Below are 17,267 nucleotides of genomic sequence, written 5' to 3'. Positions count from 1 at the left end.
CGTGGGAAGGTAAGGGGTTCATGCAGCGGCGGGGGCTGCGTCGGCGGTGACGCTGCGCGGCAAGCCCGCGCGCCACAGCGCGCCGTGCAGGCTTTCGCCGTCCAGCCAGGCGGCCACCTTGGCGCGCAGGCGCAGCAGGGCCTCGATGTCCAGGCCCGTGCCGATGTCCATGGTGTCCAGCATGAAGGCCAGGTCTTCGGTGGAGGCATTGCCGCTGGCGCCGGGCGCATGGGGGCAGCCGCCGATGCCGGCCAGCGTGGCGTCGAAGCGCGTGACGCCGGTTTGCAGTGCGGCATGCACATTGGCCAGCGCCAGGCCACGCGTGTCGTGGAAGTGGCCGCACCAAAAGCGTTCGCCCGCAATGCGCCGCGCCTGCTCGAACAGCGATTGCACCTGGCCCGGCCCGCCATGGCCCACGGTGTCGGCCATGCTGACGCGGTCGGCCCCCGCGTCCAGCAGGGCCTGCATGCAGCGCAGCACCTCGGCCGGCTCCACCCTGCCCTGCAGCGTGCACCCGAAGGCCGTGCCAATGCCGCCCTCGATCAGCATCGTCGAACCTGCGGCATCGCGTGCGGCACGCATGCGGGCCACCTCGGCCACGACCTCATCGGGCGTCTTGCGCAGGTTGGCCAGGCTGTGGGCATGGCTGGCCGACAGCGGCACCAGCATCAGGTCGGCCCCGCTGGCAAGGGCGCTTTCGGCTCCGCGCAGATTGGGCACCAGCACGGAGACGAACAGGCCCGGCAGCGTTCGGGCATAGGCCACCAGTTCGGCCGTGTCGGCCAGTTGCGGCAGCAGGCGTGCGGGGACAAAGGAGCCGACTTCGATCTCGCGCTGGCCGGCAGCGTAGGCGTCGCGTATCCATTCCTTCTTGCGCTCGGTGGACAGCACGGTCTGGATGCTTTGCAGGCCATCGCGCAGGCCGACCTCGCGGATGACGGCGGACTGCGGGGCACGGATGGGTTCTGGCATGGGAAGGTTCGCGTGGGGTGGTTTGTCTTGAATGGCACTTTAGACATTCCAACCAGCGTGCAGAAGCGATAATTTTTCGCCTCAGAGTTTCCCGAATGGAAATCCATAACCACCATGAAAGACCTGGACCTGACCACCCTGCGGCTCTTTGTCGCGGCCTGCGACCTGGGCAATATCGCCCGCGCGGGCGAGCAGCAGCACATCGGCTCATCGGCCATCAGCAAGCGCATGGCGCTGCTGGAAGAGCAGGTGCAGGCCCCGCTGCTGGAGCGCCACCGCCGGGGCGTGGTGCCCACGGCAGCCGGGCTGATGCTGCTGGAGCATGCACGCGCCATGCTGGCCAGCGCCGACCGCGCGGCCCGCGACATGGCGGCCTACCAGCACGGCGTGAAGGGACAGGTGCGGATACTGGCCTCGGTCTCATCGATTGCCGAGTCGCTGCCCGATGACATTGCGGCCTTTCTGCAAAAGCCCGAGCACGCGCAGATCCGCGTGGACATCGAGGAGCTGACCAGCAGCGAAATCATCCGATCCATCCGCGAAGGCCTGGCCCTGGTGGGCGTGTGCTGGAACGCGGCCGATCTGGAGGGCCTGCAGACCCTGCCCTACCGCTGCGACACCCTGGCCGTGGCCGTGCCGGCCGGCCACCCGCTGGCCTTGCGCGACAGCTGCAGCTTCAGCGAAACGCTGGATTGCGAGCATGTGGGCCTGCCCGCCTCCACGGCCGTCTACACCATGCTGGCGCGGGCGGCGGCCATCATCGGCCGGCCCCTCAATTACCGCGCCGTGGTCAGCTCCTTCGACGCCACGATCCGCTGCGTGCGCGCCGGCCTGGGCGTGGCCATCATGCCCAGGGAGATCCTGGGCATGGCGGGCCCCGGTCAGGGCGTGCAGGGCGTGCAGGGCGTGCAGGGTGTGCAGGGTGTGCAGGGTGTGCAGGGTGTGCAGGGTGTGCAGGGTGTGCAGGGTGTGCAGGGTGTGCAGGGTGTGCAGGGTGTGCAGGGTGTGCACATGGTGCCGCTCACCGATGCCTGGGCGCGGCGCCAGTTCGCCATCTGCTTCAGGGACGGCAGCCGGCTATCGCCTGCGGCGCGCACGCTGGTGGACTATCTGGCCGGGTGCGCCCAGGCGGGCTGAACAGGCCTTGGGAGTTATCACGATTAATTGAAGTTTGCGTGATACATCCGCTACAGGGTCCCTCCAACAATGGGACCCATGAACACCGCCCTCATCACCCCCCAACCGGCACAGCCCCAGGATGGCCAGCGCATCCACCCGCTGTGGCTGCGCCTGACGCATTGGCTCAATGCGCTGGCCGTGGTCATCCTGGTGACCAGTGGCTGGCGCATCTACAACGCGGCGCCGTTCTTTGATTTCACCTTTCCGGGCTCGATCACTCTGGGCGGCTGGCTGGGCGGGGCGCTGCAATGGCATTTCGCGGCCATGTGGCTGCTGGTGTTCAACGGGCTGCTGTACCTGCTGCTGAACATCGCCAGCGGCCGGTGGCTGCGCAAGTTCTTTCCCATCACGGTGCAGGGCGTGCGGCAGGACCTGGTGTCCGCCCTCAAGGGCCGGCTCTCGCATGCCGACCCGGCCCGCTACAACCATGTGCAAAAGCTGGCCTACCTGTTCGTGGTGCTGGACCTGGTGGTGATCGTGCTGTCGGGCCTGGTGCTGTGGAAGTCGGTGCAGTTCCCGCTGCTGCGCGAGCTGCTGGGCGGCTATGAGTCCGCAAGGCGCGTGCACTTCTTCGGCATGGCTGCGCTGGTCGCCTTTGTGGTGGTGCACCTGGCAATGGTCGCCCTGGTGCCCCGGACCTTCCTGACCATGATCCACGGCCGTGCGCCCAAGACACCATGAAAATCTTCAAAGCCCCTTCCCTGCCCGGCGTCGATGGCGAGGCCGTGGTGCGCGAGGCACGCTCGCTGATCGCCCGCAAGCTCGACCAGCCCGCACGCCGCGCCTTTTTGCAGCGATCGCTCACGCTGGGCGGCCTGTCCCTGCTCACGGGCTGCAGCATCAGCGATGACAGCCACGTCGAGGCCGCGCTCAATCAGGTATCGCGCTTCAACGACCGCGTGCAGGGCCTGCTGTTCAGCCCCACGCGGCTGGCGCCCACCTATTCAGCAGCCGAGATCACGCGCCCCTTCCCCTTCAATGCCTACTACGGCGAGGACGAGGTGCGCGAGGTGGACGAGGCCAGTTGGCGCCTGGAAGTGACCGGCATGGTCGCCGACCGCCATTCCTGGAGCCTGGCCGAGCTGCGCGCCATGCCGCAGGAAGAACAGATCACGCGCCATATCTGCGTGGAGGGCTGGAGCGCCATAGGCCGCTGGGGCGGCGTGCGTTTCGCCGATTTCCTGCGCCATATAGGCGCCGACACCAGCGCCAAGTACGTCGGCTTCAAGTGCGTGGACGACTACTTCACCAGCATCGACATGGCCACGGCCCTGCATCCGCAGACGCTGATGGCATTGACTTACGACGGGCAGCCCCTGCCGCCCAAATATGGCTTCCCGATGAAGCTTCGCATGCCCACCAAGCTGGGCTACAAGAACCCGAAGCACGTCCAGGCCATGTTCGTCACCAACACCTACTCCGGCGGCTACTGGGAAGACCAGGGCTACAACTGGTTCGGAGGCAGCTGAGCGGCCTCACAAGCCGCTGTGCCGCCAACGAAGGTGCGAGGCCGGGCCATGCAAGACCGGCCGCTTGTGCAACCTGCAAACCGCTAATCCAAAGGAAGACTCAAATGACCAAGTTCACCACCACCGTGCTCGCCGCCTGCCTCGCCCTGGCCGGCGCCACCTCGGCATTCGCTGCGGATGAGATGTCCAAGGACGGCATGTCCAAGGGCGCAATGACCAAGGATTCCATGTCCAAGGATGGGATGAAGAAGGACTCCATGTCCAAGGACGGGATGAAGAAGGATTCCATGTCCAAGGATGGAATGAAGAAGGACTCCATGCACAAGGACGGCATGCACAAGGATGGCATGTCCAAGGACGCAATGAAGAAGGACTCCATGGGCAAGGACGGAATGTCCAAGTAAGCCGGGGAACTCGCCTGTCCCGGCCGATGCCGCCCGGGCGGCCGGGCTGGCGGGGCTGCCGGCCATGGGACCAGGCGCAAAGCCGGGTCCTTTCTGTGCACCCCCCATGCCCGCTCCGAGGCAAGAGCGGGCCAGCGCCCACCTCAGCGGCGCTGGGGTGGGCGCTGGCCCGGGGCGCCGCCGGAGCGTTGCTCAATATGACGGAACGTGAGACGGCCCTTGTTCAGGTCATAGGGCGACATCTCGAGCGTGACCTTGTCGCCGGCCAGCACGCGGATGCGGTGCTTGCGCATTTTTCCGCCGGTATAGGCGATGAGCTGGTGGCCGTTTTCCAGCGTTACGCGGAAGCGGGAATCAGGCAGCACTTCGTCTACCCGGCCTTGCATTTCGATCAGTTCTTCTTTAGCCAATGGGACTCCTGTGAGTACATGTTGAAAGGGGTGCGTCGCCGCAAGTTGCCGGTGCAGCACCATGCTGCAGCCTTGGGCCAGCGCAGGATGACCGCCGCACACAGGCAGCGGATCATCGGAAAAAAGGGAAAGAGGCCCCTGCAGGTGGCAGGGAGAGTGCGGGCCCGGGGAAGGGTGTTGGACCCGCGTGGTGCTCGCCGATGGGAGTGACAGTTGCGGACTTCGTCACAGTGGGCGGCCAACGGCAGTCCGGGGACTGCAAGAATGTCAGACGGGCACTGAGGAGGCGAACAACAAGGACAGCACCTCCAGCAGTATAGGTCAATTGCCGGACCCGCGTTGAAGCGGCGCCGGGTACCGCACCTGTACGGGGCGGCATTTTCCCTGCCGCGACTGGGGCAATTCGCAGTCGAACCGGAAGAAGTGCACTGCCTTGGTGGTTGCCGCGGCATCGAAGCGGCCCCCGTCGGCCCGCCTCATGCCTTTCACCTATCCCAGCTTGGGCAGCAGGTTGAACAGCAGCACCATCAGCAGGCCCACAAAGGACACGATGGACTGCACCACGGTAATGGTCTTGGTGGCCTCGCCCATGCTCATGCCGAAGGACTCCTTCACCATCCAGAAGCCCGCGTGGTTGGCATAGTTGAAGAACAGCGAACCGCAGCCGATGGCCAGCGCCAGCAGCGGCACGTTCAGCGAAGGATCGGAGGCCGCCAGCGGCGCCAGCAGGCCAGCCGCGCCGACGATGCCCACGGTGGCCGAGCCGGTGGACACCGACAGCAGCATGGCGATCATCCAGCCCAGCACCAGCGGAGGCAGGGCGAACTGCTGGGTCATGTGGACGATGGCATCGCCCACCTTGGCGCTGGTCAGGATCTGCTGGAAGGCGCCGCCGCCCGCAATGATGAGCATGATGCCGGCGATGGGCTTGAGGCTCTGGCCCAGCGCGTCGCGCAGCTTCTCTGCATCGGCGCCGCGCAGATAGCCCAGGGTGATGGAGGCAAACACCACGCCCAGCAGCATGGCCACCAGCGGATTGCCCAGGAAGGCCGCTGCATGCAGCAGGTCCGAATCCTTGGGCAGCAGCACCTCGGCCAGCGCATGCACCAGCATCAGCAGCGCGGGCAGCAAGGCGCACAGCACGCCCATGCCGATGCTGGGCGCACTGCCCTCCCCGCCTTCCTTCTTGCCTGATGTGAACTGCTCCAGCAGGGCTGCATCGGGGCGCGTACTCATGCGCGGCGTGATGAAGGCGCCGTACAGCGGGCCGCCCAGCACCATGGCGGGGATCACGGCCAGAAAGCCGTACAGCATGGTCGGGCCGACCGTGGTGTGCAGCGTGGCAATGGCGGTGAGCGGGCCGGGGTGCGGCGGCACCATGCCGTGCATGGCGGCCAGCGCGGCGATCACGGGCACGCCCACATAGACATAGGCCGATCCCTTGAAGCGCTCATTGCTTTCCAGCTTGCGCGCCACGCTGAAGATCAGCGGCAGCATGACCACCAGCCCCACCTCGAAGAACATGGGAATGCCGATCACGAAGGCCACCAGGGTCATGGCCCAGGGAATCATGCGCTCGGACGTGCGCTGCAGGATGGCACCGGCCAGCCGCTCGGTGGTGCCGGAGTCCGCCAGGATCTTGCCCAGCATCGCGCCCAGGGCAATCACCACACCCACCGCGCCCAGCGTCTTGCCGGCCCCGTTGGTGAGGTTCTTGACGATCTCGCCCGGCGCCATGCCCGTGGCAAAGCCCACGCCGATGGAAACCACCAGCAGCGCCAGCAGGGGATGAAGACGGATGCGCGAGACGATCAGCGCGACCAGGACCAGCACGCTGGCCAGCGCGATGAGCAGCAGTTGGGTATCGAATGAAGACATAGGAGGCTTGGAGTTGTGTTTTTATGATGGACGCCCGCACGCTGGGATGCATGCGGTTTCCAATCGCTGCAAATCCTATGCCTGACCCTGAAGGGGACCTGTAGGCTCCAGGCTTGTTCGCAGGAGACTGGCTCAGAGCCGTGCCTCCCGTTCCACTACTGCAAGACCAATGAACAACCTCGGCTCCGCTGGCACTCTCGAAGTCTTTGTCAGAGCCCCCATCCAGCCGGAATTTGTGGATTTGGTGGCAGATGCGCGCGCAGCCATCGCCAGCGCCCTCGGCGAGGCGCTGGACAGCCTCTACCTGTATGGCAGCGTGGCGCGCGGCTGCGCGAGGGCGGGCTTCTCGGACCTGGACCTGACGATCGTGCTGGCCCGCCCCCTCTCCGGGCAGGAGAGCGCCCGGTTGGAACAATCGCGCCAGGACCTGCAACTACGTCACACAGAAGTCGTGAAGATCGATTTCGACCTGGGCACTCGGCAAGAGGTGCTGGACCCGGCCCATCTCTACAGCTGGGGCTACTGGCTCAAGCATGAGTGCAGCTGCATCCATGGAGAAGACTTGGCGCAGCAGTTTGAGGCGTTCGAGCCGTCCAGGGCGATTGCACAGGCCGTCAATGGCGACTACGTGCAGGTGCTGAACGACTACCTGCAGCGCATTGCCGGAACCCGGAACGACACGGAGGCCCTGCGCCTGCAACGCGAAGCCGCACGCAAGCTGATCCGGGCCACCAATGTGCTGCGCTCCTGCTCAGGGGGCTTCTGGCCGCGCACGCTGGAGGAGTTCGCCGATTGCTTTGCGCAGCTCCATCCGGGAATGGCGCAGTCCATGGCTTTCTTTCTGGCGCAGGCAAGGACGCCCGAGGCACCCAGAGCTCGTTTCAACGCAGAGCTTTCGGCCTTCATCAGCTGGATTCGGCGCCAGCGGGCTGCATCTACGGCAGTCTAGGTACCGGGCAACACCAGGGCCCAAGCCGCCAAACGCCTGGCTGCCACAAAAGCTTCAAATCTCCGTCACCGCACCGTCACGCGCAGCGGGTGCAATGTAAACGTTTTCAAGAAATCGTTTACATCCATGAGCATCACCGAGGTTGCACGCCGCGCGGGCCTGTCCGTCGCCACTGTTTCGCGGGTTTTCAATTCGCCGGAGGTGGTCAATGCGCAAACGCGCAGCACGGTGCTGCGTGTGGCGCAGGAAGTGGGCTATGTGGCCAATGCCAGCGCCCGCACGCTGCGCACGCGCAGCAGCAAGGTGCTGGGCGTGGTGCTGCCCACGCTCACCAATCCGGTGTTTGCCGAGTGCCTGCAGGGCATTGCCTCACAGGCGGCGCTGCGCGGCTATGCGATTTCGCCCTGTACCACCGAATACGACCACGCCGGTGAAGACGCGGCCACCACGCGGCTGCTGGCCAGCGGGGTGGATGCGCTGGTGCTGGTGGTCTCCAACCCTGGCGATTCGGCGGCGCTGGCGCGTGTGCGCCAGGCCGGCAAGCCCTATGTGCTGGCCTATCACCACACCCATGAGCATGCCTGCGTGGGCGTGGACAACACGGGCGCCGTCAGGGAGCTGGTGCTGCGCCTGGCTGCGGCAGGCCACAGCCGCATCGGCATGGTCACGGGCCAGTTGCAGGCGTCCGACCGCGCCCAGCAGCGCTGCCGTGGCTATGCGCTGGGCATGCAGGCCGCAGGCCTGGCGCCGCTGCCGGTCTGGGAGGTGCCCTTTGCCGCCACCGCCGTGCAGATGCTGCAGCAGCACCTGAGCGAGCAGGCCCCGCCCACGGCCATTGTCTGCAGCAACGATCTGCTGGCGATACGCACCATCCGCGCGGCATCGCTGGCCGGGTTCCGCGTGCCTGCGGACCTCAGCGTGGTCGGCTTTGACGGGATTGCCATGGCCGACGATCTCACGCCTTCGCTGGCCTCGATTTCCCAGCCCAACCACGAGATCGGCTCGGCCTGCGTGCGCCTGCTGTGCGATGCGTTGGCAGGCAAGAAAACCCTGGCCGCGCAAGACAGCCTGTGCCTGCCGCATGGCTGGCGCAGCGGCGAGTCCTGCCGGCTCTGAAACCAACAACAGCGGCCCGCGCAAGCCAAGGCCGCGCCCTTCCCTTTCCCACGCTCCACCACCTCTTCGAGTACGCACCATGAAACTGACTGCCCTCCCCTTCAAGCTCTCCTTCAAGCGCCTTGCCCTGCTGGCCGCCACCACCGCCGTCTGCGGCACGGCGCTGGCCCAGAGCGCCATCTGCTACAACTGCCCGCCCGAATGGGCCGACTGGGGCACGCAGATCAAGGCCATCAAGGCCGATACCGGCATCACCGTGCCGCCCGACAACAAGAACTCCGGCCAGTCGCTGGCCCAGCTGGTGGCCGAGAAGGCCAGCCCCGTGGCCGACGTGACCTACCTGGGCGTGACCTTCGCCATCCAGGCGCAGAAAGACGGCGTGGTCGCCGCCTACAAGCCCGCCCACTGGGACCAGGTTCCCGCCGGCCTCAAGGACCCCAAGGGCGAGTGGGTGACCATCCATTCGGGCACGCTGGGCTTCATGGTCAACAAGGCGGCGCTGGGCGGCAAGCCCGTGCCGCAGTCCTGGGCAGACCTGCTCAAGCCCGAATACAAGGGCCTGGTCGGCTACCTGGACCCGGCATCGGCCTTCGTGGGCTATGTGGGCGCCGTGGCCGTGAACCAGGCCATGGGCGGCACGCTGGACAACTTCCAGCCCGCCATCGACTACTTCAAGAAGCTGCAGAAGAACGAGCCCATCGTGCCCAAGCAGACCTCGTATGCACGCCTGCTGTCGGGCGAGATCGGCATCCTGCTGGACTACGACTTCAACGCCTACCGCGCCCGCTACAAGGACAAGGCCGACGTGGACTTCGTGATCCCCAAGGAAGGCACCGTGGTCATGCCCTATGTGATGAGCCTGGTGAACAAGGCGCCGCACACGGACAACGGCAAGAAGGTGCTGGACTATGTGCTGTCCGACAAGGGCCAGTCCATCTGGGCCAACGCCTACCTGCGCCCCGTGCGCGACGTGGCCCTGCCCAAGGAGGTGGCCGGCCATTTCCTGCCCGCCAGCGAGTACGCACGCGCCACCTCGGTGGACTACCAGAAGATGGCCGATGTGCAAAAGGGCTTCTCCACGCGCTACCTGCGTGAAGTGCGTTGAGCCGGGCGGACTGCATCGTGGGCATTTCCTCCCAAGCGCCAGGCGACTGGCGCGCCCGCGCGCTGCTGCTGGCCTGCAGCGCGCCGGCCGTGGCCTTCTTCGCGGCGTTCTGGCTGCTGCCGGCCGGCCTGCTGCTGGCGCTGCCGGCGCGTGAAGGCTGGCGCACCTACTTCGCCACGCTGACCGACGCGCTGTACCTGCAAAGCCTGCTGCAGACGCTGGCCCTGTCGCTGGCCGTGACCCTGGCCACGCTGCTGATCGGCGCGGTGATGGGCATTGCGCTGGCGCGCCACCGCTTCACGGGGCGCGGCCTGCTGCTGTCGCTGCTGACGCTGCCGCTGTCGTTTCCGGGCGTGATCATCGGCTTTTTCATCATCCTGCTGGGCGGGCGCCAGGGCGCACTGGCCGACCTGTCGGTGGCCCTGGGCAGCGAGCGGATCACCTTCGCCTACGGGCTGCTGGGCCTGTTCCTGGGCTACCTGTACTTCTCGCTGCCGCGCGCCATTGCCTCCTACACGGCAGCGGCCGAGGCGCTGGACCCGCACCTGGAGGAGGCCGCGCGCTCGCTGGGCGGCAATGGCTGGCGCGTGGCGCGCGATGTGTGGTGGCCGCAGCTGCTGCCCACCACGCTGGCCTGCGGCGCCATCGTGTTCGCCACGTCGGTGGGAGCCTTCGGCACGGCCTTCACCCTGTCGAGCAAGTTCGAGGTGCTGCCCATCACCATCTACAACGAGTTCACCAACTACGCCAACTTCGCCCTGGCCGCCAGCCTGTCGATCAGCCTGGGGCTGATCACCTGGCTGGTGCTGTGGCTGTCGCGGCGCTGGGCGGGTCCGGCCGCCTCGGGAGTCTGACCATGCGGACTACACAAAAAAATAGCCCCCACGCTGCCCTTGCAGCGCAAGGTCCGCTGCCCCCCGAAGGGGCCGCTTTTTGCCTTGGGGGGGCCCGGCGGCCAAAAATGCCGCCGCTGATGTGGCTGGTGACGGCCACCGTCACCGTGTTCATGCTGGCTCCCATGCTGCTGTCGGTGCTGGCCGGGCTGGTGCAGAACTACGGCCAGGGCCTGGCCAGCGGCTTGACCACGCGCTGGTTGGCCGAGGTCTGGGCCGGCTACGGCAATACCGTGCTGATGTCGCTGCTGCTGGCCTGCGCCTGCGTGGCCATGACCTTGGTGCTGGGCGTGCCCTGCGCCTATGCGCTGGCGCGCAGCCGCTCGCCCTGGGCCCGGCATTTCGAGGAACTGCTGACCCTGCCCGTGGCCATTCCGGGCCTGGCCAGCGCCCTGGCCCTGCTGCTGGCCTATGGCAGCGTGGCCGCCTTCCGCCAGAGCTTTGCCTTCATCCTGGTGGGCCATGTGGTGTTCACCCTGCCCTTCATGGTGCGCATGGTGGGCTCGGCGCTGCGCCGCCAGGAGCTGGTGGCGCTGGAGGAGGCTGCGCGCAGCCTGGGCGCCTCGTTCGCGCAGCGCTTCCTGGGCGTGCTGGTGCCTGCCGTGCTGCCCGCCATCGTGGCTGCCTGCCTGATGGTGTTCACCCTGTCCATGGGCGAGTTCAACCTGACCTGGATGCTGCACACGCCGCTGACGCGCACCCTGCCCGTGGGCCTGGCCGACAGCTATGCGTCCATGCGCATCGAGGTGGGCTCGGCCTATACCCTCATCTTCCTCATCGTCATCCTGCCCGTGATGTGGCTGCTGCAGGCGCTGGGGCATTTCATCGAGAAGCATTATGGAAAGTAACAGCGTCGCCATCGACATCCGGCAATGCGCCAAGACCTATGCCGACGGAACGCGCGGCCTGCAGGCCACCGACCTGCGCGTGGAGCCCGGCGAGGTGCTGGCCCTGCTCGGACCCTCGGGCTGCGGCAAGACCACGCTGCTGCGCATCATCGCGGGGCTGGAGACGCCGGATGCGGGCAGCCGCATCGCCTTCGGCGACACCGACGTCACCCGCGTGCCCATAGAAAAGCGCCAGGTGGGCATGGTGTTCCAGCACTACGCGCTGTTCCCGCAGATGAGCGTGCAGGCCAACATAGCCTACGGCCTGCGCATACGCGGCGTGTCCGAGCAGGAGCAGCGCCGCGTGGTGGGCGAACTGGTGGACCTGGTGCGCCTGAACGGCCTGGAGCACAAGCGCCCGGCCGAACTGTCCGGCGGCCAGCGCCAGCGCGTGGCCCTGGCCCGAGCCGTGGCATCGCGCCCGCGCGTGCTGCTGCTGGACGAGCCGCTGACCGCGCTGGACGCCAAGCTCAAGGAAACCCTGCGTGACGAACTCGCGCAGCTGCTGCGCCAGCTGCGCATCACCGCCGTCCACGTCACGCACGACCAGCAGGAGGCCATGGCCATTGCCGACCGCATGGCCGTGATGCAGGCAGGCCGCATCCTGCAGGTGGGCGACGGTGAGAGCCTGTACCGCCGCCCGGCCCATCCCTTTGTCGCCACCTTCCTGGGGCGCGTGAACCAGGTCGAACGCAGCGAAGACGATGCGCGCAGCAACCGGCTGGCGCTGGCCGGCATGGAGCTGGCCTGTCCGGCCGAATGCACGGGCGCGGCCCGGCTGCTGCTGCGCCCTGAAGACATCGAGGTCTGCGCCGCCGGCACGCCGGGCGCCGTGCCCGCATCGGTGGCGCGCCGCGTCTTCCTGGGCGACCGCCTGCAGCTCACGCTGGAACTGGCGGGCCACACGCCGCTGATGGCCGACGTGGCCCGCGACCACGCCGCGCAATCGGGCGACCGCGTGGCCTTGCGCATCGCCCCTCACCAATGGATGCCCAACCATGCCCACGCCTGAAACCCTGCGCCCCTCCATGACCACCTTCCTGGCCCAGCTCACCGACCTGCACATCCGCGAACCCGGCCGCCTGACCTACCGCCGCATCGATACCGCCCAATACCTGGAGCGCACGGTGCAAAGCGTGCAGGCCCTGCCCCAGCAGCCGCACGCCCTGGTGATCACCGGCGACCTGACCGACTTCGGCCGGCCTGCCGAATACGCCCACCTGCGCAGCCTGCTGGCACCGCTGGGCACCCTGCCCGTCTACCTGCTGCCCGGCAACCACGATGACCGCGACGCGCTGCGCACCGCCTTTCCCGAGCACACCTGGCTGCGCAGCGAAGGCTTCATCCAGTACGCCGTGGACATCGGCGATCTGCGGTTGATCGCGCTGGACACCGTGGTGCCCGGCCACAGCGAGGGCACCCTGTGCGAGAAGCGCCTGCAATGGCTGGAGCTGCAACTGGCCGCCAGCGAAGGCCGCCCCGTGGTCATCGCCATGCACCACCCGCCCTTCGAGACCCTGATAGGCCACATGGACAAGATCGGCCTGCTGCAGGGTGCACAGGCGCTGGAAGACCTGGTGCGCCGCCACCCCAACGTGCAGCGCGTCATCTGCGGCCACCTGCACCGCAGCATCCAGGTCGCCTTTGGCGGCACGGTGGCCATGACCTCGCCTGCGCCCGCCCACCAGGTCTGCCTGGACCTGGCGCCCGACGCCGCATCGGCCTGGACGCTGGAGCCGCCCGGCTTCATGCTGCACGCCCTGCCGCCCGGCGGCCGGCTGGTCAGCCATGCCGTGGCCAGCGGCCAGTTTGACGGACCGCACCCGTTCTGGGATGCGCAGGGGCGGCTGATCGACTGAGCCCGGACGCGCGCGGCCTTGGTGAAAGCCGACGAGAATATCCGCCATGGATATCAACAACATCAAGGGCCGCCTGGACTTCCTGCGCGAGGCGGAAAAGCTCAAGAGCGTGCTGCGCAGCGCCCACACCTCCACCGGCCGCACCGAAAGCACGGCCGAGCACAGCTGGCGCCTGTGCCTGATGGCCATCGCCTTCGAGGACCAGTTCGCACAGCTGGACATGCTCAAGCTGCTCAAGCTGTGCGTGATCCACGACCTGGGCGAGGCCATCCACGGCGACATCCCCGCCGTGGAAAAGAACCAGCACCCCGACAAGAGCGCGCAGGAAAAGGCCGACCTGCTGCACCTGACCCGCTCGCTGCAGCCCGGGCACCGCGACGCCATCATGGCCCTGTGGCAGGAGTACGAAGACGCCGCCACGCCCGAGGCCCGCGCCGTCAAGGCCCTGGACAAGCTGGAGACCATCCTGCAGCACAACCAGGGGATCAATCCGCAGGATTTCGACTACGGCTTCAACCTGGGCTACGGCAGGAAGTACACGGGCGCCGATCCTCTGTTCGCCCAGGTACGCAGCCTGCTCGACGAGGACACGCGCCAGAAAATGGGCGCCGCCGCGCAGGACGCCAGCGCGACCTAGCTGCGCCAGCGCCCCTGTGGCCGCGTCAGCGGCCCGCGCCGACCCGCTGGCGCCGCCCCAGCCCCCTCCATCCGATGGCTGCGGCCAGCAGGCTCAGGACCGCAAGGGCTGTGTGCTGCAGCGTCGGCACGGGGGTCACCTGTCCACCGCCGGGGAAAGCTGCCACCGTATTGATGGACGCGGAAGCCATGCACGGCACCGTTCCCACGACCTGCCCTGCTTGCATGCACTGCACCGACGGGTCCCCGGCATCCACGGTGGCCACATTGGTAATGGTTGCGGGCGCCGGGTTGGACACGCTGGCCATCACGGTGAACACCAGCGAGTCTCCTGCCGCGAACACGGGCACCGTGACCGCCAGCGATCCGGAGCCTGACGCCACGGGACATGGCGTGCTGGCGCCGGGCGTACAGGTCCAGGTGGCGCGCTCCAGGCCGGCCGGCAGGCTGTCGGCAATCTGCGCCTGGGTGGCGGCCACGGTCCCCGTATTCCTGACGGTGATGGTGTAGCGCACCTCCTGCCCCGCCTGCACCTGGCCTGCGGGCGAGATGCTGTGGGTCAACGACAGGGCAGGATGCACGGCCTCCCTGTGCCAGGACATGACGTTCTGGTTTTGCACGGGCGCCCCGGTCCACGCAACGGACACGCCGTTGTCGGGCATCTCATAGGTCCCCAGACAGGTGTCGCTCTCACCCGAATGGCTGACCTGCTGGGATGTTTCCGAGAACAGGGAAGCGCACATCGCGTTATTCACGGCCGCCACCTGTTCCGTGGCCATTTCAAACCGGCTCAGCATATCCACATCATTGGGAGATCCACCCGGGCCAACGCCATTGATGGAGCGGTGCGGATTGTTTCCCGTCAGCCAGCGTTGAAGGTGGATTCTGTTTCTCACGATATTGGACCCACTGTCCGTGGAAACCCTGAATATGAATGCGCGCACATCCGGGTCGGCACTGCTGTAGGTGGTCAATCCGTCCGAGAAACTATAGGAAGTGACCAGCGCCCTTATTTCGCTCTCGTCCAGGTCGGGCTGCAAGGGTGCGGCCGTTTCAAACCAGCCGGCCAGGCGGGCGGTCCTCGGAAAATCCTGGCATGAGCCGTGAGGCCCCAGGGGACAAGCCGTGCGATCCTGGAAATCCGAGTAGGAGGTTCTCATCTCCCCGAAGTAACGCGTCACTTGCGCGCTGGCGGGTGGGCAGGCCGAGATTGCTGCACCGGCCATCAAGGCAGCCATGAGGGCGTGATTTTTCATAGAACTCCCAGTGATAGATAGATTTGCACTATCAAGGTATCACTGGCATTGAACTTTAAAAATCAACAATCCCAAAAATTCACCATTCAATGACAAATATTTGCAATACCGCCATTGGAATGGAACTGCAAGTTGCCGTCCTGCCTACTTTTCAACGGAGAGCACCGATGAATGCGGAACTCCATAACAACCGATCTGCCGTCCAATATCCATTTGGATGGGATCGCACAATACCCCATTTGAATCAAATCTATTGTGACAAACGTTTCAAACAGTAAATAACAATAAGGAATAGGGGTAGATCCGACCCTGGAACGCCGAGGACGGCTCCCTCACCGATCCACAGGCAGCGCCAGCGTCTCCTTGACCTCTTCCATCACCACATAGCTGTGCGACTCGGCCGGCACGGGCAGTTTCTTGAGGATGTCGCCCAGCAGGCGGCGGTACTCGCGCATGCCGCCCAGGCGGGCCTTGACCAGGTAGTCGAAGCTGCCCGAGACCAGGAAGCACTCCAGCACGTCGGGCACGTGCAGCAGTTCCTGGCGCACCTTGTCGAAGACCTCGCCCGACTTGGACGACAGCTTGATCTCCACGAACACCAGCAGCGTCTTGCCGAGCGCCTCGGGCGAGAGGTGGGCGTGGTAACCCGTGATCACGCCATCGCGCTCCAGGCGGCGCACGCGCTCCGAACAAGGCGTGGCCGAGAGGCTGACCTGCTCGGCCAGTTCGGTCATGGAGATGCGACCGTCCCGCTGCAGGATGTCGAGGATCTTGCGGTCGGTGCGGTCGAGCACGCGGTTTTCACTTTTGGCGGCCATGGCGGCGATTCCCGGGGCTTATCAATCACTGGAGAGTAGCAATATTTCAGTGGTTTCCACTGCCTCATCGTCAATAGACTTTGATTTCATCTTGTTGACTTGGCGGTGAATCCCATGAAAGTCCTTGTTCTTGGCGGCGGCGTCATCGGCGTGACCAGTGCGTACTACCTGGCGCGGGCCGGTGCCGAGGTCACGGTGCTGGACCGGCAGGATGCGCCCGCGTCCGAAACCAGCTTTGCCAACGCGGGCCAGGTCTCGCCCGGCTACTCCACGCCCTGGGCGGCGCCCGGCATTCCGCTCAAGGCCCTGAAGTGGATGCTGCAGGAACACGCGCCGCTGGCCGTGCGCCTGGACGGCAGCCTGTTCCAGCTGCGCTGGATGGCGCAGATGCTGCGCAACTGCTCTGCCCAGCGCTACGCCGTCAACAAGGAACGCATGATGCGCGTGGCCGAGTACAGCCGCAGCTGCCTGCAGCAGCTGCGCGCCGACACCGGCATCGCCTACGAGCAGCGCACGGGCGGAACGCTGCAGCTGTTCCGCACCCAGGCCCAGCTGGACGCCGTGGAGCGCGATGTGGCCGTGCTGCGCGAATGCGCCGTGCCCTACGAACTGCTGGACCGCGACCAGCTGGCCCAGGTGGAGCCCGCCCTGGCCCAGGCGCGCGACCGGCTGACCGGCGGCCTGCGCCTGCCCAAGGACGAGACCGGCGACTGCCACCGCTTCACCAATGAATTGGCCCGCATCGCCACCGGCCTGGGCGTGGAGTTGCGCTTCAACCAGAACGTGGATGGCCTGGTGGTCGAAGGCGGCCGCATTGCCGGCGTGCGCGTCAATGGCGAACTGCTGACCGCCGACCGCTATGTGATGGCCTTCGGCAGCTACTCGCGCCAGGCGCTGGAGCCGCTGGGGCTGGACCTGCCCGTCTACCCCGTCAAGGGCTATTCGCTCACCGTGCCGCTGGGCAACCCGGCGCTGGCGCCGCAGTCCACCGTGCTGGACGAGACCTACAAGATTGCCGTCACCCGTTTTGACGACCGCATCCGCGTGGGCGGCATGGCCGAGCTGGGCGGCTTCGACCTGCGCCTGGACCCGCGCCGCCGCGCCACGCTGGAGCTGGTGGTCAACGACCTGTTCCCGGGCGGCGATGTGGCGCGCGCCAGCTTCTGGACCGGGCTGCGGCCCATGACGCCGGACGGCACGCCCATCATCGGCGCCACGCGCTATTCCAACCTGTTCCTGAACACCGGCCACGGCACGCTGGGCTGGACCATGGCCTGCGGCTCGGGCCGGCTGATCGCCGACCTGATCACCGGCCGCAGCCCAGAGATCAGCACCGACGGCCTGGCCCTGGACCGCTACACGCACCGGCCGGCCCGGCACCTGGGGGGCAGTTCCACCCCCGTCTCCGCCTGAGCGCAAGACACCTTGAACACTGG

At 66.6% G+C, this 17,267-nt stretch carries 18 protein-coding genes; 13 read left to right on the top strand and 5 right to left on the bottom strand.

Annotated elements, in window-relative coordinates; translation table 11 throughout:
- Nucleotides 1-18: 18 nt before the first annotated feature.
- On the bottom strand, nucleotides 19-972 hold the full coding sequence (locus ACF8O7_RS26730) for a hydroxymethylglutaryl-CoA lyase (protein ID WP_046239748.1): 954 nt from the start codon (nucleotides 970-972) through the stop codon (nucleotides 19-21).
- A 114-nt stretch (nucleotides 973-1,086) separates the two neighbouring features.
- Here ACF8O7_RS26730 and ACF8O7_RS26725 point away from each other — a divergent pair, with 114 nt between their 5' ends.
- The 4 genes from ACF8O7_RS26725 (at nucleotide 1,087) to ACF8O7_RS26710 (ending at nucleotide 4,024) form a co-directional block, all read left to right on the top strand.
- A complete protein-coding gene (locus tag ACF8O7_RS26725) occupies nucleotides 1,087-2,109 on the top strand; it encodes a LysR family transcriptional regulator (protein ID WP_392444788.1) in 1,023 nt (340 codons plus the stop codon).
- 69 nt (nucleotides 2,110-2,178) lie between these two features.
- Nucleotides 2,179-2,832 (top strand): cytochrome b/b6 domain-containing protein, encoded by a 654-nt coding sequence (locus ACF8O7_RS26720; protein WP_160854929.1) that lies wholly within the window; start codon nucleotides 2,179-2,181, stop codon nucleotides 2,830-2,832.
- Complete coding sequence (locus ACF8O7_RS26715; RefSeq protein ID WP_392444785.1) at nucleotides 2,829-3,620, top strand: molybdopterin-dependent oxidoreductase; 792 nt, start codon at nucleotides 2,829-2,831, stop codon at nucleotides 3,618-3,620. Before ACF8O7_RS26720 ends, ACF8O7_RS26715 begins: the two co-directional genes overlap by 4 nt.
- Before the next feature lie 104 nt (nucleotides 3,621-3,724).
- Entirely contained in the window at nucleotides 3,725-4,024 is a 300-nt protein-coding gene (locus tag ACF8O7_RS26710; RefSeq protein WP_016448119.1) for a pentapeptide MXKDX repeat protein, read from the top strand.
- Nucleotides 4,025-4,167: 143 nt separating this feature from the next.
- Here ACF8O7_RS26710 and infA read toward each other — a convergent pair whose 3' ends face one another.
- Nucleotides 4,168-4,434, bottom strand: a complete 267-nt coding sequence (gene infA, locus ACF8O7_RS26705; protein WP_016448120.1) for a translation initiation factor IF-1 — start codon at nucleotides 4,432-4,434, stop codon at nucleotides 4,168-4,170.
- A 489-nt stretch (nucleotides 4,435-4,923) separates the two neighbouring features.
- Nucleotides 4,924-6,312 (bottom strand): GntP family permease, encoded by a 1,389-nt coding sequence (locus tag ACF8O7_RS26700; protein ID WP_016448121.1) that lies wholly within the window; start codon nucleotides 6,310-6,312, stop codon nucleotides 4,924-4,926.
- 169 nt (nucleotides 6,313-6,481) lie between these two features.
- Here ACF8O7_RS26700 and ACF8O7_RS26695 point away from each other — a divergent pair, with 169 nt between their 5' ends.
- The 8 genes from ACF8O7_RS26695 (at nucleotide 6,482) to ACF8O7_RS26660 (ending at nucleotide 13,758) form a co-directional block, all read left to right on the top strand.
- On the top strand, nucleotides 6,482-7,261 hold the full coding sequence (locus ACF8O7_RS26695; RefSeq protein WP_392444782.1) for a nucleotidyltransferase domain-containing protein: 780 nt from the start codon (nucleotides 6,482-6,484) through the stop codon (nucleotides 7,259-7,261).
- 126 nt (nucleotides 7,262-7,387) lie between these two features.
- The gene (locus ACF8O7_RS26690) at nucleotides 7,388-8,377 is read left to right on the top strand and encodes a LacI family DNA-binding transcriptional regulator (protein WP_392444780.1); all 990 of its coding nucleotides are present in this window, start codon (nucleotides 7,388-7,390) and stop codon (nucleotides 8,375-8,377) included.
- 79 nt (nucleotides 8,378-8,456) lie between these two features.
- A complete protein-coding gene (locus ACF8O7_RS26685; RefSeq protein WP_017407209.1) occupies nucleotides 8,457-9,482 on the top strand; it encodes an ABC transporter substrate-binding protein in 1,026 nt (341 codons plus the stop codon).
- On the top strand, nucleotides 9,479-10,336 hold the full coding sequence (locus ACF8O7_RS26680; RefSeq protein WP_203399536.1) for an ABC transporter permease: 858 nt from the start codon (nucleotides 9,479-9,481) through the stop codon (nucleotides 10,334-10,336). Before ACF8O7_RS26685 ends, ACF8O7_RS26680 begins: the two co-directional genes overlap by 4 nt.
- Before the next feature lie 119 nt (nucleotides 10,337-10,455).
- Entirely contained in the window at nucleotides 10,456-11,223 is a 768-nt protein-coding gene (locus tag ACF8O7_RS26675; protein WP_126312014.1) for an ABC transporter permease, read from the top strand.
- On the top strand, nucleotides 11,213-12,274 hold the full coding sequence (locus tag ACF8O7_RS26670) for an ABC transporter ATP-binding protein (protein WP_016448130.1): 1,062 nt from the start codon (nucleotides 11,213-11,215) through the stop codon (nucleotides 12,272-12,274). The genes ACF8O7_RS26675 and ACF8O7_RS26670 overlap by 11 nt, the downstream gene beginning before the upstream one ends.
- The gene (locus ACF8O7_RS26665; RefSeq protein WP_392444777.1) at nucleotides 12,261-13,121 is read left to right on the top strand and encodes a phosphodiesterase; all 861 of its coding nucleotides are present in this window, start codon (nucleotides 12,261-12,263) and stop codon (nucleotides 13,119-13,121) included. Before ACF8O7_RS26670 ends, ACF8O7_RS26665 begins: the two co-directional genes overlap by 14 nt.
- Before the next feature lie 46 nt (nucleotides 13,122-13,167).
- Nucleotides 13,168-13,758: an HD family hydrolase gene (locus ACF8O7_RS26660; protein WP_016448132.1), complete on the top strand. Its 591-nt coding sequence runs from the start codon at nucleotides 13,168-13,170 to the stop codon at nucleotides 13,756-13,758.
- Between the two features lie 25 nt (nucleotides 13,759-13,783).
- Here the strand turns inward: ACF8O7_RS26660 and ACF8O7_RS26655 are convergent, their stop codons facing one another.
- Both ACF8O7_RS26655 and ACF8O7_RS26650 read right to left on the bottom strand, forming a co-directional pair.
- The gene (locus ACF8O7_RS26655; protein WP_392444775.1) at nucleotides 13,784-15,013 is read right to left on the bottom strand and encodes a DUF11 domain-containing protein; all 1,230 of its coding nucleotides are present in this window, start codon (nucleotides 15,011-15,013) and stop codon (nucleotides 13,784-13,786) included.
- A gap of 332 nt (nucleotides 15,014-15,345) precedes the next feature.
- Nucleotides 15,346-15,831, bottom strand: coding sequence for a winged helix-turn-helix transcriptional regulator (locus ACF8O7_RS26650; RefSeq protein ID WP_012204957.1), 486 nt, complete (start codon nucleotides 15,829-15,831; stop codon nucleotides 15,346-15,348).
- 114 nt (nucleotides 15,832-15,945) lie between these two features.
- Between ACF8O7_RS26650 and ACF8O7_RS26645 the strand changes: the two genes are divergently transcribed.
- The gene (locus ACF8O7_RS26645) at nucleotides 15,946-17,244 is read left to right on the top strand and encodes a D-amino acid dehydrogenase (RefSeq protein ID WP_016448135.1); all 1,299 of its coding nucleotides are present in this window, start codon (nucleotides 15,946-15,948) and stop codon (nucleotides 17,242-17,244) included.
- Nucleotides 17,245-17,267 lie beyond the last annotated feature (23 nt).

It is taken from the genome of Delftia sp. WSY_16 (assembly GCF_043104415.1).
Lineage (GTDB): Bacteria > Pseudomonadota > Gammaproteobacteria > Burkholderiales > Burkholderiaceae_C > Comamonas > Comamonas tsuruhatensis.
This window is presented reverse-complemented; position numbering and strand designations above follow the sequence as displayed.

Excerpts from the sequence above, each read along its gene's own strand:
- ACF8O7_RS26730 (WP_046239748.1), bottom strand. The coding sequence starts at position 972 with ATGCCAGAACCCATCCGTGCCCCGCAGTCCGCCGTCATCCGCGAGGTC.
- ACF8O7_RS26725 (WP_392444788.1), top strand. The coding sequence starts at position 1,087 with ATGAAAGACCTGGACCTGACCACCCTGCGGCTCTTTGTCGCGGCCTGC.
- ACF8O7_RS26720 (WP_160854929.1), top strand. The coding sequence starts at position 2,179 with ATGGGACCCATGAACACCGCCCTCATCACCCCCCAACCGGCACAGCCC.
- ACF8O7_RS26715 (WP_392444785.1), top strand. The coding sequence starts at position 2,829 with ATGAAAATCTTCAAAGCCCCTTCCCTGCCCGGCGTCGATGGCGAGGCC.
- ACF8O7_RS26710 (WP_016448119.1), top strand. The coding sequence starts at position 3,725 with ATGACCAAGTTCACCACCACCGTGCTCGCCGCCTGCCTCGCCCTGGCC.
- ACF8O7_RS26700 (WP_016448121.1), bottom strand. The coding sequence starts at position 6,312 with ATGTCTTCATTCGATACCCAACTGCTGCTCATCGCGCTGGCCAGCGTG.
- ACF8O7_RS26695 (WP_392444782.1), top strand. The coding sequence starts at position 6,482 with ATGAACAACCTCGGCTCCGCTGGCACTCTCGAAGTCTTTGTCAGAGCC.
- ACF8O7_RS26690 (WP_392444780.1), top strand. The coding sequence starts at position 7,388 with ATGAGCATCACCGAGGTTGCACGCCGCGCGGGCCTGTCCGTCGCCACT.
- ACF8O7_RS26685 (WP_017407209.1), top strand. The coding sequence starts at position 8,457 with ATGAAACTGACTGCCCTCCCCTTCAAGCTCTCCTTCAAGCGCCTTGCC.
- ACF8O7_RS26675 (WP_126312014.1), top strand. The coding sequence starts at position 10,456 with ATGTGGCTGGTGACGGCCACCGTCACCGTGTTCATGCTGGCTCCCATG.
- ACF8O7_RS26670 (WP_016448130.1), top strand. The coding sequence starts at position 11,213 with ATGGAAAGTAACAGCGTCGCCATCGACATCCGGCAATGCGCCAAGACC.
- ACF8O7_RS26665 (WP_392444777.1), top strand. The coding sequence starts at position 12,261 with ATGCCCACGCCTGAAACCCTGCGCCCCTCCATGACCACCTTCCTGGCC.
- ACF8O7_RS26660 (WP_016448132.1), top strand. The coding sequence starts at position 13,168 with ATGGATATCAACAACATCAAGGGCCGCCTGGACTTCCTGCGCGAGGCG.
- ACF8O7_RS26655 (WP_392444775.1), bottom strand. The coding sequence starts at position 15,013 with ATGAAAAATCACGCCCTCATGGCTGCCTTGATGGCCGGTGCAGCAATC.
- ACF8O7_RS26650 (WP_012204957.1), bottom strand. The coding sequence starts at position 15,831 with ATGGCCGCCAAAAGTGAAAACCGCGTGCTCGACCGCACCGACCGCAAG.
- ACF8O7_RS26645 (WP_016448135.1), top strand. The coding sequence starts at position 15,946 with ATGAAAGTCCTTGTTCTTGGCGGCGGCGTCATCGGCGTGACCAGTGCG.